Source organism: Dechloromonas sp. ARDL1, assembly GCF_051122455.1.
Lineage (GTDB): Bacteria > Pseudomonadota > Gammaproteobacteria > Burkholderiales > Rhodocyclaceae > Azonexus.
The window spans coordinates 2,352,377-2,365,886 of the sequence record NZ_CP168939.1 but is presented as its reverse complement, the minus strand read 5'-3'; the positions used below and the strand labels follow the sequence as shown (position 1 = coordinate 2,365,886).

The window sequence follows — 13,510 nt, the reverse complement described above, 5'->3', positions numbered from 1 at the left end:
CGCTACAGGGCATTTTTATGCAAGAATTCAGCCCCATGAACCGAGGCTTTACATCCTACCGCTCCCCCCGGACCATTGCGCTGGTCGGCAAATACCATAGCCAGGAAATTGCCGAATCACTGCGCCGGCTGGCCGAGTATCTCTACGAGCGCGGCGCCTCGGTCTTCATTGAGCGGGAAACCGCCGAGAATATCGGCAAGAAGGTCGATCTGTCGCGCTGGGTGACCTGCGGCTTCAACGACATCGGCGCCCACGCCGATCTGGCCATCGTGCTCGGTGGCGACGGCACCATGCTCAACGCGGCACGCCGCCTGGCCCGCTACTGCGTGCCGCTGGTCGGCGTCAATCAGGGCCGCCTCGGCTTCATGACCGACATTGCCCGCGACGACATGCTGACCTGCATGGACGATCTGCTCGACGGTCGTTTCGCCCCGGAAAACCGCATGCTGCTGGCGGCCGAAGTGACGCGCGAGGGCAAGGAAATCGCATCGAACATGGCGCTCAACGATGTCGTGATCGACAAGGGTGCCATCGGCCGGATGATCGAATTCGAGTTGTTCATCGACGGCGAATTCATCTACAACCTGCGTTCGGATGGCCTGATCGTGTCCACGCCGACCGGGTCCACGGCGTATTCGCTATCGGCTGGCGGCCCCATCCTGAATCCGACGCTGACCGGCATCGCGCTGGTGCCGCTCTGTCCCCATGCGCTGACCAATCGCCCGATTATCGTCAACGACAACACCGATATCGAACTGCGCATTGCCAATGCCGACGATCCGCGCGTGCACTTCGATGGCCAGGTCACGCTCGACCTGCTGCCGGGCGACAGCGTTCGCCTGCGCCGCTCCGAACACACTATCTGCTTCCTGCATCCGCCGGGCTACAGCTATTTCGCCATGCTGCGCCAGAAACTGCAGTGGAGCGAACGGCCGAAAGGGCCCTGATGCTGCACCAACTGACTATCAAGGATTTCGTCATTGTCGACCGCCTGGAGCTCGAATTCGCCAGCGGTTTCGGCGCACTGACCGGCGAAACCGGTGCCGGCAAGTCGATCCTGATCGATGCCTTGGCGCTTGCTCTGGGCGAACGGGCCGATGCGGGCGTTGTGCGTTCCGGTTGCGACAAGGCCGAGGTGGCAGCGTCCTTCGATGTCGCCGCCTTGCCCGATGTCGCCGCCTGGCTGGCGGCCAACGATCTCGACGCCGACAGCGAGCTGATGCTGCGCCGCGTCGTCGATGCCGGCGGTCGGTCGCGGGCCTACATCAACGGCTCGCCGGCCACGGTCCAGCAATTGCGCGAAGTCGGCGAATGGCTGGTCGATATCCACGGCCAGCATGCACACCAGTCGTTGTTGCGGGCCGATGCCCAGCGCACTTTGCTCGATGCCCATGCCGGGCTGGGTGCGACGGCGCGTGAGGTGGCTGCGGCCTGGAAAGCCTGGCGGGACGCCGAGCAGGCTCTGCGTAGCGCCTGCGATGGCGTCGAAGCCCTGCAGCGCGAACGCGAGCAATTGCAGTGGCAGATCGGTGAGTTGGATGCGTTGGATTTTGGTGATGATGAATGGGCAGGGCTGGATATCGAACACCGTCGCCTAGGCCATGCCGCCAGTCTGATCGAAGGGGCGCAGTACGCGCTGGCCGTGCTGGCCGAGGACGATGCGGCGTGCGAGCGGCAGATCGACGGTGTCGCCGACCGCCTGGCAGGCCTCGCCGAGTACGATCCGGCGCTGGCCGAAGTGGCCGAGCTGCTCGGTTCGGTGCAGGCCGAGCTATCCGAAGCAGTCTCCACCTTGCGTCGCTATGCCGACCGTGTCGATCTCGATCCGGCCCGGCTGGCCGAGGTCGAGCGACGCATGGATGCCGTGATGGCCAATGCCCGCAAATTCCGCGTCCAGCCGACGGAACTGCCCGGCCTGCTGGCTGGCTGGCGCCAGCGCTTGGCCGAGCTCGACGAATCGGCCGATCTGGCCGCCTTGGAAGGTAAGGTGGCGGCGGCGCGGCAGGCGTATGTCGCGGTCGCCGGCAAGCTGTCGGCCGGGCGCAAGAAGGCGGCGGTCGACATGGGCCGGGCGGTGAGCGAAGTCATGCGCCAGCTGGCCTTGTCCTCCGGTCGCTTCGAAGTGGCCTTGCCGGCCGTCGAGGGCGGTGCGGTTCATGGCTTGGAGCAGGTCGAATTCCGCATTGGCGGCCTGGCCGGCAACGAAGCCAAGCCGTTGGCCAAGGTCGCCTCGGGTGGCGAATTGTCACGGATCAGCCTGGCTTTTCAGGTGCTGACCTCGCGTTCGGCCAGCGTGCCGACCTTGATTTTCGACGAAGTCGATGTCGGCATCGGCGGCGGCGTGGCGGAAATCGTCGGTCGCCTGCTGCGCGAACTGGGCGGCGAGCGCCAGGTGTTGTGCATCACCCATCTGCCGCAGGTCGCGGCGCAGGCCAACTGGCAGTGGCAGGTGAGCAAGGCGACGCGCAACGGTGCCACCTTGAGCGCCATCCGGCCGCTCGACGACGACGGCCGCGTTAAAGAAATCGCCCGTATGCTCGGCGGAGTCGAAATCACTGATATTACGCTGCAGCATGCCCGAGAGCTGCTGAGTGCCAAGGTTCCAGCCTAGTCCTGCTGTGCAGGATTGCCTGGTTCAGATCAGGCCGAGCAGGCGCAGTGCGGCAAGCAGGGCCAGCAGCAGGAAAAACACGCCGCTGACGCGGTGTATCCAGTGCAGTGGCAGTTGCTTCAGGAAGCGACGGCCGGCGTAGACGCCGAGTACGGATGTCGTGGTCAGGGCCAGCGTAGCACCTACCCAGGTGGCCGCCGGTGCAGCCGTGCTGCCCATGCCGGCGACGGCAATCTGCGTCTTGTCGCCAAACTCGGCGAGGAAAATCATCAGGAAGGTGGTGGCGACGATGCCGTGGCCGGGTTTTTCCTCGATTTCCTCATCGTCGTCCTCGTCCTCAAAACGTAAGGACTGCACGCCGAAAAAGGCGAATAGCACGGCGACTGCCAGGGTGACTACCCATTCCGGGAGCCAGGCAGCCACGGCTGCGCCGAACAGTACGGCCAGCAGGTTGAGGACGGCGAAGGCCGAGACGGCGCCGATCACCACCGGCAGCCCGCGATGACGCGCTGCCAGGGTCATGCAGACGAGCTGACTCTTGTCGCCGAACTCGGCGAGGGCAATCAGCAAATAAGTGGCGCCGGCAGACGAAAGCCAACTCGCCGCGTTGGCGGGCAAGAACTCAGACATGCGCCGGTCGTCAGGTGTTTTTGCTGCCGCAGTCGGCGCAACGACCGTAGATGTACAGGGCGTGATCCTGGATGGAGAAGCCGCGCTCTTCCGCTACCGTGTTTTGCCGTTTTTCGATTTCTGGGTCGAAAAATTCCTCGACCTTTCCGCATTCGACGCACACCAGGTGATCGTGATGCTTGCCGCGATTGACTTCGAATACTGCCTTGCCAGACTCGAAGAAGTGGCGTTCGAGCAAGCCTGCCTGCTCGAACTGTGTCAGCACGCGATAGACCGTCGCCAGGCCGATATCCATGTTTTCGGCAATCAGCATCCGGTAGACGTCTTCCGCCGTCATGTGCCGCATCGTGCTTTTTTCGAAAAGCTCAAGAATCTTCAGGCGGGGAAAAGTGGCTTTCAACCCCATGTTCTTGAGGCTTTGCGGATCGCTCATTGCGGATTTTCCAGAAATAGTTCAAACAAGGCAGGATGCCGATTTCGGGTATGATATACCGCTTCAAAGCCGATTCAAAAATCCGGAAACCCCGAATGCGCCGTTCCCGACTCATGCTCGTTGCTGCCTCCAGTGTGCTTATTTCAGCCTGTTCCTGGAAACCTGGCTTCATCAATGAATACAAGATCGATATCCAGCAAGGCAACGTCCTGACCCAGGAGATGGTCGCCCAGTTGAAACCCGGTCAAACCCGTGATCAAGTACGTTTCGTTCTGGGGACGCCGATGGTTGCCGATATCTTCCATCAGCAACGTTGGGACTATGTCTACAGCTACCGCAATGGCCGGACTGGGACGGTAGAGGGGCGTAAATTCACGGTGTTTTTCGATGCCGATGGGCGCCTGGAGCGTGTCGGTGGTGATGTCGCCGTTGCCGATGTCGCCGAGCTGACCACGCCGCAGAGCAAGAGCCGTCTGGTCGACCTTGGGTCGCTGTCGGGCGAGGCCGCAGACAAGCCGCTGCCGCCGCGCGAAGAGCCGAGCTTTTTCCGGCGCTTTCTGAACATGTTTGGATTTTAAAAATGAGCGCAACACGTATTGGCATCGTTGGTGCCGGCGGCCGCATGGGCCGCATGCTGATCGAAGCGACCTTGAAGGGCGAGGGCGTCGCACTGGGGGCTGCTTTCGATATGCCGGGCAGTCAGACGATTGGGCGGAATGCCGGCGAGCTGGTTGGCCTGGCCTCGGATGTTGTCGTTACCGATGATGTGGCGGCAGGTCTCAATGATATCGATGTCCTGATCGACTTCACCCGCCCGCAAGGCACGCTGGTGCACCTTGAACTCTGCCGCAAGGCCGGTGTTGGCATGGTGATCGGCACTACCGGCTTCGAGGCGGATGGCAAGGCGCTCATTGCCGAGGCGGCCAGGGATATTCCGGTGGTCTTCGCGCCGAACATGGCGGTTGGTGTCAATGTGGTCTTCAAGTTGCTCGATATGGCCGCACGCATCATGAACGAAGGCTACGACATCGAAGTGGTGGAGGCGCACCACCGCATGAAGATCGATGCGCCGTCCGGTACTGCGTTGCGCATGGGTGAGGTGGTTGCTGCCGCTCTGGGGCGTAGCCTTGATGAGTGTGCGGTTTACGGCCGTGAAGGCGTGACCGGTGAGCGCGACCCGTCCACGATCGGTTTTGCAACCGTGCGTGGCGGCGATATCGTTGGCGATCACACAGTGATGTTCTGCGGGATCGGCGAGCGCGTCGAAATTACCCACAAGGCAGGTAGTCGCATGCCTTATGCGCAGGGTAGTCTGCGCGCCGCTCGCTTCATGGCGGGCCGCAAGAGTGGCTTGTTCGACATGCAGGACGTTCTCGGCTTGCGTTAGCGACCATGAAGTCCAGGCTGCTCGCGAAACAGCTGCAGGAGGTCTTCGGTGGAGAAGGTGAGCCGCGCTTCCGTCAGCTGTTGGAGCAGGCCCGTCAGGCAAATCAGTCGGAACTGGCTGACGGCGCTGACAAATTGCTGGGTGTTGTCGATTCGGCCTATAGGGCCTATGCCGGACAGAATCTGAGTGGCTGGTATGCCCGCTTGTCCGGTGATGCACTGACCGACTGGAATCTGGCAACTGGTCATATCGAATCCGGCAAGCAGTGGAAGCAGATGCTCGGCTATGCCGAGGGTGATCTCGATGACTCCATCGTTCAGTGGCAGCGCATGGTTCACCCTGAGGACTTGCGTGTACTGCAGGCTCGAATCGATGCGCACCTCAAGAGTCAGGAAGTCGCCTTTCAGGCCGAATGCCGCTTGAAGGCGAGGGATGGTCAGTGGCGTTGGTTCCTGTTGCGCGGTGCGGTTGCCGTGCGTGATTCGGAGGGGCGGCCCGCACGAGTGTTGATGCTGCAGCGCGATATCAGCGAAATAAAAGCTGCCGAGGCGGCGTTGATTTCAGCAAAGGAGGCTGCTGAGGCCGCCAACCGGGCGCGCGGAGCCTTTCTGGCCAACATGAGCCACGAGATTCGCACGCCGATGAACGGTATCATCGGCATGACCGAGCTGGCCCTGGATACCGATCTTGACGCCGAGCAGCGGCATTATTTGAAAACCGTCAAGTCCTCTGCCGAGGCACTTTTGACCATCGTGAACGACATCCTTGATTTTTCGAAGATCGAGGCCGGCAAGATGGAATTCGAAGCCTTGGCCTTCTCGGTTCAGGATGTGGTGCTGGAGGCCGTCAGGGTACTCGCGGTCAGTGCGCATAAGAAGGGTCTGGAGCTGATTGCGGATGTCCGGCCCGATGTGCCTGCACGCATTGTGGGGGATCCGACGCGTTTGCGTCAGGTTGTGATCAACCTGGTTGGAAATGCGATCAAGTTCACCGAGGTGGGCGAGGTCGTGATCAGGGTTGAGGTCGATCAGCAGAAAGATCATTCCGTATTCTTGCGATTCTCTGTGCGTGATACCGGTATGGGGGTTCCGACGGACAAGCAGCAGGCCATTTTTGAGGCCTTTTCCCAAGCGGATGTGTCGACGACCCGTCGTTTTGGCGGTGCCGGCCTCGGGCTTGCCATCTGCGCCCGCCTTGTACAGCTGATGGATGGCAAGATCTGGCTGGAAAGCGGTCCGGGACGGGGGTCGGTGTTCTGCTTTACCGGGCGCTTTGGCATCGAGACGCCGATAGGCGCCCCCTTGGTCGATCCTCGCTATGCCGGGCGTCGTGCGCTAGTGATTGACGACAATGAGGCCAGTGGGCGTTATCTGGTTGAGTTGATCGAGCGTCTCGGTGTTCAGGCCTCCTGGTTGGCGGATGGTGCGGCGGCGGTGGCGGCGGTGGAGCGTAGTCGGGCGGTCGATTTTCCCTATGACTACATCGTGCTCGATGCCAATATGGACCCTCCGGCCGGCTTTACCTTGGCTGAGGCATGGGGCAGATCGGGGCGTAAGGAAAAGCTGGTTATCGTGTTGACGACGGAAAACCAGCGTCACGATTTGGCGCGATCGAGGGAGTTGGGGGTCTCTGCGCACCTTGTGAAACCGGTCGGTTGCGCTGATATGGTTGATGCCTTGGCGCTGGCTGAAGGTAAGGACAATCTCGAGCTCGACGCCTTCATGTTGTCGCATGTGAACTTCGCCAGGCTTGCTGACGAGGAAAAGGAGGGCTTGAGCGTTTTGCTGGTCGAGGACAATCCAGTCAATCAGGAGCTGGCCAAGCGTTTGCTGGAGCGCCTGTCGCACCGGGTATCGATCGCCAATAATGGAGCGGAAGCTCTGGATCAGTTCGATAGCGGGCATTTCGACGTGATCCTGATGGACATGCAGATGCCGGTGATGGGCGGGCTGGAGGCGACCGAAGCGATACGCTCCCGGGAAATGCGGCGGAGTTGGGTGGTCTCTCATGAGTTCAGGCCGGTCTATATCATTGCCATGACGGCCAATGTCATGGCATCGGATCGCGAGCGATGTCTCGAGGCGGGGATGAACGACTATGTTGCTAAACCCTTGCGTCCGGAAGAGTTGAGTGCGGCGCTCGAGCGAGCTGCGAAAGGGGGAGGGGAGCAGCCTGAAGAGTTGATCGAGGCGCTGCTCGGTACCTCGGTGCAACTCGATTTGGGGGCGGCGTTGCAGGATATCGGCGAGCCAGAATTGTTCGCGACCATGGCCGGCATGTTCCTGGGGGAGTGGGATGTGCATCTGGGGCGCCTGAGGGCCGCAATCGACGCGACGGATGCCCAGGAGACGCGGATGCACGCCCATACCCTGAAGAGCTTACTGGCCATGTTCCATGCCGAGCATGCCCGGCGGCGGGCGATGGAAATCGAACAGGCCGCACTTGTTTCGGCGCCTGTCGATTGGGAGGCTTGTCGCCGACTTTACGGGGTGCTGGTTGGTGAAATGGATCTCATCAAGCCAACCTTTGTGCGTTATGTTGAGACGCGTGCAATCCCTTGAATTTGCCTGAAAAGGTACATTTCGGCTAGAATATAAAGGTTAAAAAGCACAAGCGGGGAGGCGCAAGCCTTCCCGCTTGGCACATGAATAAGCAGAAAATATTTGGAGAGCCGACGTGTCACTGCTGCCCTCATTCACTCCCGCCATTCTCGCTCTCGCCGACGGAACGGTTTTCAAGGGCCAATCCATCGGCGCCGACGGCGTAACCAGTGGCGAAGTGGTGTTCAATACCGCCATGTCCGGCTATCAGGAAATTCTTACCGATCCGTCCTATTGCCGCCAGATCGTCACCCTGACCTATCCGCATATCGGCAATACCGGCTGCAACGCGGAGGATTTCGAGTCCGATGCCAACTATGCTGCCGGCCTGGTCATTCGTGACCTGCCGCTGGTCGCGTCCAACTGGCGTACCCAGGACGACTTGTCGTCCTATCTGAAAAAGCACGGTATCGTCGCCATCGCCGGTATCGATACGCGCAAACTGACCCGCATCCTTCGTGAAAAGGGCGCCCAGGCCGGTTGCATTCTGGCGGGCGAAGTCGACGAATCCAAGGCACTGGCCATGGCGCGCGCCTTCCCGGGCTTGAATGGCATGGATCTGGCCAAGGTGGTGTCGGCAAAGGAGTCCTACGCCTGGACGGAAGCTGAATGGACCCTCAAGGGGTATACGCAACGCGGCGAGGAGCGTTTTCACGTCGTCGCCTATGATTTCGGCGTCAAGAAGAACATCCTGCGCATGCTGGCCGAGCGTGGTGTCAAGCTGACTGTCGTTCCGGCCCAGACGCCGGCCGCCGATGTGCTGGCCATGAAGCCGGACGGCGTTTTCCTGTCCAACGGCCCGGGTGACCCGGAGCCGTGCGATTACGCGATCGCAGCCATTCGTGAATTCCTGGAGCGTGGTGTGCCGACCTTCGGCATTTGTCTCGGCCATCAGTTGCTGGCCCTGGCCTCCGGCGCCAAGACGCTGAAAATGAAGTTCGGTCACCATGGCGCCAATCATCCGGTCAAGGACATGGATACCGGCCAGGTGTTGATCACCAGCCAGAACCACGGTTTTGCCGTCGATGCCGATACCCTGCCGGCCAATCTGCGCGCCACGCACGTCTCGCTGTTTGATGGCTCCTTGCAAGGTATCGCTCGCACCGACGTGCCGGCCTTCTCCTTCCAGGGGCACCCGGAAGCCAGTCCGGGACCGCACGACGTTGCCTACCTGTTTGACCGCTTCCTCGACACCATGACGCGTGGCGTTGCCGCGCTGCAGCCGGCGCAATAAGGCGAGAGTAAAGAAATGCCGAAACGTACAGACATAAAGAGTGTTTTGATTATTGGCGCAGGCCCGATCATCATCGGCCAGGCCTGTGAATTCGACTATTCCGGCGCCCAGGCCTGTAAGGCACTGCGCGAAGAGGGTTACAAGGTCATCTTGGTTAACTCCAACCCGGCGACCATCATGACCGACCCGGAAATGGCTGATGTGACCTACATCGAGCCGATCACCTGGCAGGTTGTCGCCAAGATCATCGAGAAGGAGCGCCCGGACGCGCTGCTGCCGACCATGGGCGGCCAGACCGCGCTGAACTGCGCGCTCGACCTCGACCGCGAAGGTGTGCTCGCCAAGTTCGGCGTCGAACTGATCGGCGCTTCCAAGGAAGCCATCGACAAGGCCGAAGACCGCCAGAAGTTCAAGGACGCGATGACCAAGATCGGTCTCGGTTCCGCCAAGTCGGCCACCGCGCACAGCATGGAAGAGGCCTACCAGGTGCAGGCCTCCATCGGTTTCCCGACCATCATCCGCCCGTCCTTTACGCTGGGTGGCACGGGCGGCGGCATCGCCTACAACATGGAAGAGTTCGAGACCATCTGCAAGCGCGGTCTCGAAGCCTCGCCGACCAATGAGCTGCTGATCGAAGAGTCGCTGCTTGGCTGGAAGGAATACGAGATGGAAGTGGTCCGTGACAAGGCGGACAACTGCATCATCATCTGCTCGATCGAAAACCTGGATCCGATGGGCGTGCACACCGGCGACTCGATCACCGTCGCCCCTGCACAGACGCTGACCGACAAGGAATACCAGATCCTGCGTAACGCCTCGATCGCCGTGCTGCGCGAGATCGGTGTCGATACCGGCGGCTCCAACGTCCAGTTCTCGATCAATCCGAAGGACGGTCGGATGATCGTCATCGAAATGAACCCGCGCGTTTCGCGGTCGTCGGCGCTGGCCTCCAAGGCCACAGGCTTCCCGATCGCCAAGATCGCTGCCAAGCTGTCGGTCGGTTACACGCTGGATGAATTGTCCAATGACATCACCGGCGGCAAGACCCCAGCCTCGTTCGAGCCATCGATCGACTACGTGGTTACCAAGGTGCCGCGCTTTGCCTTCGAGAAATTCCCGCAGGCTGATTCGACCCTGACCACCCAGATGAAGTCGGTGGGTGAAGTGATGGCCATTGGTCGTACCTTCCAGGAGTCGTTGCAGAAAGCCCTGCGCGGGCTGGAGGTTGGTGTTGACGGCTTCAACCTGAAGTCGGTCGATCCTGAAACCATCGACGAACAACTGGCCCGCCCGTCACCCGACCGCCTGTGGTACGTCGCCGATGCCTTCGGTGTCGGCATGACCGTCGACAAGGTTTTCGAACTGACCAAGATCGACCCGTGGTTCCTGGTCCAGATCAAGGAAATCGTCGATCTGGAACTGCAGATCGAAAAGCGCGAACTGGCCTCGTTCTCGGCTGAAGAACTGCGCTACCTGAAGCGTAAGGGCTTCGCCGACCGCCGTCTGGCCCATCTGACCAAGACCAGCGAAGCCGCTGTTCGCGAGCGTCGCCACGAACTGAAGGTGCGTCCGGTCTACAAGCGCGTCGACACCTGCGCTGCCGAATTCGCCACCGGCACGGCCTATATGTACTCGACCTACGAGGACGAGTGCGAGGCCCAGCCGACCGACAAGAAGAAGATCATGGTGTTGGGCGGCGGTCCGAACCGCATCGGCCAGGGTATCGAGTTCGACTACTGCTGCGTGCATGCCGCCATGGCCATGCGCGAAGATGGTTACGAGACCATCATGGTCAACTGCAACCCGGAAACCGTGTCCACCGACTACGACACGTCCGATCGCCTGTATTTCGAGCCGCTGACCCTGGAAGACGTGCTGGAAATCTGCTCCATCGAGAAGCCGGTCGGCGTCATCGTCCAGTATGGCGGCCAGACCCCGCTCAAGCTGGCGCTGGCTTTGGAAGCCAACGGCGTGCCGATCATCGGCACGACCCCGGAGTCGATTGACATCGCCGAAGACCGCGAACGCTTCCAGAAGCTGTTGCACGACCTCGGCCTGAAGCAGCCGCCGAACCGCACTGCGCGTACCGAGGAAGATGCGCTGCGTCTGGCTCAGGAAATCGGTTATCCGCTGGTTGTCCGCCCGTCCTACGTGCTGGGTGGCCGCGCCATGGAAATCGTCCATGAGCAGAAGGATCTCGAACGCTACATGCGCGAAGCGGTCAAGGTTTCCAACGATTCGCCGGTGCTCCTCGACCGCTTCCTGAACGATGCCGTCGAGTGTGACGTCGATGCCCTGTCCGATGGCGAGGAAGTCATCATCGGCGGTGTCATGGAGCACATCGAACAGGCTGGCGTGCACTCCGGCGACTCGGCTTGCTCGCTGCCGCCGTACTCGCTGTCCGCCGCCGTGCAGGACGAACTGCGCCGCCAGACCAAGCTGATGGCCAAGGCCCTCAACGTCTGCGGCCTGATGAACGTGCAGTTTGCCATCAAGGACAACGACGTCTACGTGCTGGAAGTCAATCCGCGCGCCTCGCGTACGGTGCCCTACGTGTCGAAGGCGACAGGCCTGCAACTGGCCAAGATCGCTGCCCGCTGCATGTCGGGCAAAAGCCTGAAGGCACAAGGTTTGACCAAGGAAGTCATCCCGCCGTATTTCTCGGTCAAGGAAGCTGTCTTCCCCTTCGTCAAATTCCCGGGCGTCGATACCATCCTCGGTCCGGAAATGAAGTCGACCGGCGAGGTCATGGGGGTTGGCGTCACCTTCGCCGAGGCGTTCGTCAAGTCGCAACTGGCGGCCGGCGTTAAGCTGCCGGCTTCGGGCAAGGTCTTCCTGTCGGTCAAGGACAGCGACAAAGCCAAGGCCATCGAAATCGCGCGCCATTTGCACGAAGCCGGATTCCAGTTGTCGGCGACGCGCGGCACGGCGCACGCCATCGAGGCTGCCGGCTTGCCCGTGCAGACGGTGAACAAGGTGACCGAAGGCCGTCCGCACGTGGTCGACATGATCAAGAACGACGAGATTTCGCTGATCATCAACACGGTCGAGGAGAAGCGCGGGGCGATCAACGATTCGCGTTCGATCCGCACTTCCGGCCTGCAGGCACGGGTAACCATGTACACGACGATCTGGGGTGCGGAGGCCGCTGCCGAGGGTATCCGTCATCTGGGTGAACTGGTGGTGTACCCGATTCAGTCGCTGCACTCGCAGCTTCACTAAAACCAACCTAAACCGCCGGGTAGCCCCGTTTCGGGCGCCGGCGGTTTTGCTTTTGCTGGAAGACAAGATGAGCAAGGTACCGTTGACTGTGACCGGCGCTGAGAAACTGCGCGAAGAATTGCACCGCCTCAAAACCATCGAGCGACCGAATGTCGTGGCGGCGATCGCCGAGGCGCGCTCACATGGCGACCTCTCCGAAAATGCCGAATACGATGCTGCCAAGGAGCGCCAGGGCTTCATCGAAGGGCGCATCCAGGAGGTTGAGGGCAAATTGTCGAATGCTCAGATCATCGACCCGAAACTGCTTGATGCCGATGGTCGTTGCGTTTTTGGCGCAACCGTCGAAATGGAAGACCAGGATAGTGGCGAGAGTGTCACCTATCAGATCGTTGGTGAGGACGAGGCCGATATCAAGAACGGCAAAATTTCGGTCAATTCGCCAGTGGCGCGTGCGTTGATCGGCAAGTACGCCGGCGATATTGCCCAAGTCCAGGCGCCGGGCGGCATGCGCGAATACGAACTGATTGACGTCCGCTACGAATAAGCGCGATGCGCCGCCTTGCCGAAGCCCTGTACCTGATCACTATTGCGCTGTGGGTCGGCGGGTTGTGGGCCATCGGTTACATCGTGGCGCCGGTTCTTTTTTCCAGTCTGGGCGACCGGCAACTGGCCGGCATGGTAGCCGGCAAACTGTTCGCCCTGATCGGCTGGGTAGGCCTCGGCTGCGCGGCCTACCTGATCGGTTTTGCAGTGACCCGTTCAGGAGGCAGGTTTTTCCGGAGCCCGATCTTCTGGCTGGTTTTGTTGATGGGCTTGCTGACCGCGGCCAGCCAGTTCGGTATCCAGCCGCTGATGGCCCAGCTGAAGGCCGATGCCTTGCCGCGGGAAGTGATGGAAAGCGTGCTGCGTGATCGTTTTGCCGCGTGGCACGGCATATCCAGCATTCTCTATCTAGTGCAGAGTCTGCTGGGCCTGTGGCTGGTAGTGTGGAGTGGGCGCGGGCTGAAGTAATCAGCCCTGGTGGCTGCGTTTGGTACGACGGGGGGCAGCGGGCGAGTGGGCAGGCGCGTTCTTCTTGGCTTCGGCGGCAGCCTTTTCCGGGCTGTGACGATAAACGACGAGCAGCTTGCCGATGTGCTGGACGGGGGCGGCTGCGAGTTGGGCGCAGATCTGTTCGTAATAGGCGATACGGTCTTCACGGCTGTCGCCATAGACGCGAATCTTGATCAATTCGTGGGCCTTGAGGCAGTTGTCGATTTCCTTGAGGACAGCATCGCTCAGGCCGTTCTCGGCGATCGATACGACGGGATTCAGGGCGTGTGCCTGGGCGCGCAGTTCGCGGCGCTGGGCAGAAGTTAGTTGTTGCATAGTAAACCTTTCAAAAACGGCATTT

Annotated in this window: 12 protein-coding genes; 9 read left to right on the top strand and 3 right to left on the bottom strand. The window is 60.9% G+C overall.

All coding sequences use genetic code 11. From position 1 onward, the window contains the following. Positions 1 to 17: 17 nt before the first annotated feature. Positions 18 to 947 (top strand): NAD kinase, encoded by a 930-nt coding sequence (locus tag AB6Q56_RS11605; protein ID WP_434513335.1) that lies wholly within the window; start codon positions 18 to 20, stop codon positions 945 to 947. Further along, entirely contained in the window at positions 947 to 2,611 is a 1,665-nt protein-coding gene (gene recN / locus AB6Q56_RS11600; protein WP_434513334.1) for a DNA repair protein RecN, read from the top strand. The genes AB6Q56_RS11605 and recN overlap by 1 nt, the downstream gene beginning before the upstream one ends. Before the next feature lie 24 nt (positions 2,612 to 2,635). On the opposite strand, the gene AB6Q56_RS11595 is transcribed toward recN, so the two are convergent. Both AB6Q56_RS11595 and fur read right to left on the bottom strand, forming a co-directional pair. Further along, positions 2,636 to 3,241: a TMEM165/GDT1 family protein gene (locus tag AB6Q56_RS11595; protein WP_434513333.1), complete on the bottom strand. Its 606-nt coding sequence runs from the start codon at positions 3,239 to 3,241 to the stop codon at positions 2,636 to 2,638. Positions 3,242 to 3,251: 10 nt separating this feature from the next. Further along, complete coding sequence (fur, locus tag AB6Q56_RS11590; protein ID WP_434513332.1) at positions 3,252 to 3,674, bottom strand: ferric iron uptake transcriptional regulator; 423 nt, start codon at positions 3,672 to 3,674, stop codon at positions 3,252 to 3,254. Positions 3,675 to 3,769: 95 nt separating this feature from the next. On the opposite strand from fur, the gene AB6Q56_RS11585 reads away from it, so the two are divergent. From AB6Q56_RS11585 to AB6Q56_RS11555, 7 genes are all read left to right on the top strand, one after another. Beyond that, positions 3,770 to 4,252: an outer membrane protein assembly factor BamE gene (locus AB6Q56_RS11585; RefSeq protein ID WP_434513331.1), complete on the top strand. Its 483-nt coding sequence runs from the start codon at positions 3,770 to 3,772 to the stop codon at positions 4,250 to 4,252. A 2-nt stretch (positions 4,253 to 4,254) separates the two neighbouring features. Beyond that, the gene (dapB, locus tag AB6Q56_RS11580; protein ID WP_434513330.1) at positions 4,255 to 5,061 is read left to right on the top strand and encodes a 4-hydroxy-tetrahydrodipicolinate reductase; all 807 of its coding nucleotides are present in this window, start codon (positions 4,255 to 4,257) and stop codon (positions 5,059 to 5,061) included. Positions 5,062 to 5,066: 5 nt separating this feature from the next. Further along, positions 5,067 to 7,622 (top strand): response regulator, encoded by a 2,556-nt coding sequence (locus AB6Q56_RS11575; RefSeq protein WP_434513329.1) that lies wholly within the window; start codon positions 5,067 to 5,069, stop codon positions 7,620 to 7,622. Positions 7,623 to 7,746: 124 nt separating this feature from the next. Further along, positions 7,747 to 8,895 carry a glutamine-hydrolyzing carbamoyl-phosphate synthase small subunit gene (gene carA / locus AB6Q56_RS11570; RefSeq protein ID WP_434517153.1) on the top strand — a complete coding sequence of 383 codons (1,149 nt, stop codon included), beginning with the start codon at positions 7,747 to 7,749 and terminating at the stop codon, positions 8,893 to 8,895. A 15-nt stretch (positions 8,896 to 8,910) separates the two neighbouring features. Continuing rightward, the gene (carB, locus tag AB6Q56_RS11565; RefSeq protein ID WP_434513328.1) at positions 8,911 to 12,117 is read left to right on the top strand and encodes a carbamoyl-phosphate synthase large subunit; all 3,207 of its coding nucleotides are present in this window, start codon (positions 8,911 to 8,913) and stop codon (positions 12,115 to 12,117) included. Positions 12,118 to 12,184: 67 nt separating this feature from the next. Continuing rightward, positions 12,185 to 12,661: a transcription elongation factor GreA gene (gene greA / locus AB6Q56_RS11560; protein ID WP_434513327.1), complete on the top strand. Its 477-nt coding sequence runs from the start codon at positions 12,185 to 12,187 to the stop codon at positions 12,659 to 12,661. Positions 12,662 to 12,666: 5 nt separating this feature from the next. Beyond that, positions 12,667 to 13,128 carry a DUF4149 domain-containing protein gene (locus AB6Q56_RS11555; RefSeq protein ID WP_434513326.1) on the top strand — a complete coding sequence of 154 codons (462 nt, stop codon included), beginning with the start codon at positions 12,667 to 12,669 and terminating at the stop codon, positions 13,126 to 13,128. On the opposite strand, the gene yhbY is transcribed toward AB6Q56_RS11555, so the two are convergent. Further along, positions 13,129 to 13,485, bottom strand: coding sequence for a ribosome assembly RNA-binding protein YhbY (yhbY, locus tag AB6Q56_RS11550; protein WP_434513325.1), 357 nt, complete (start codon positions 13,483 to 13,485; stop codon positions 13,129 to 13,131). Positions 13,486 to 13,510: the final 25 nt, after the last annotated feature.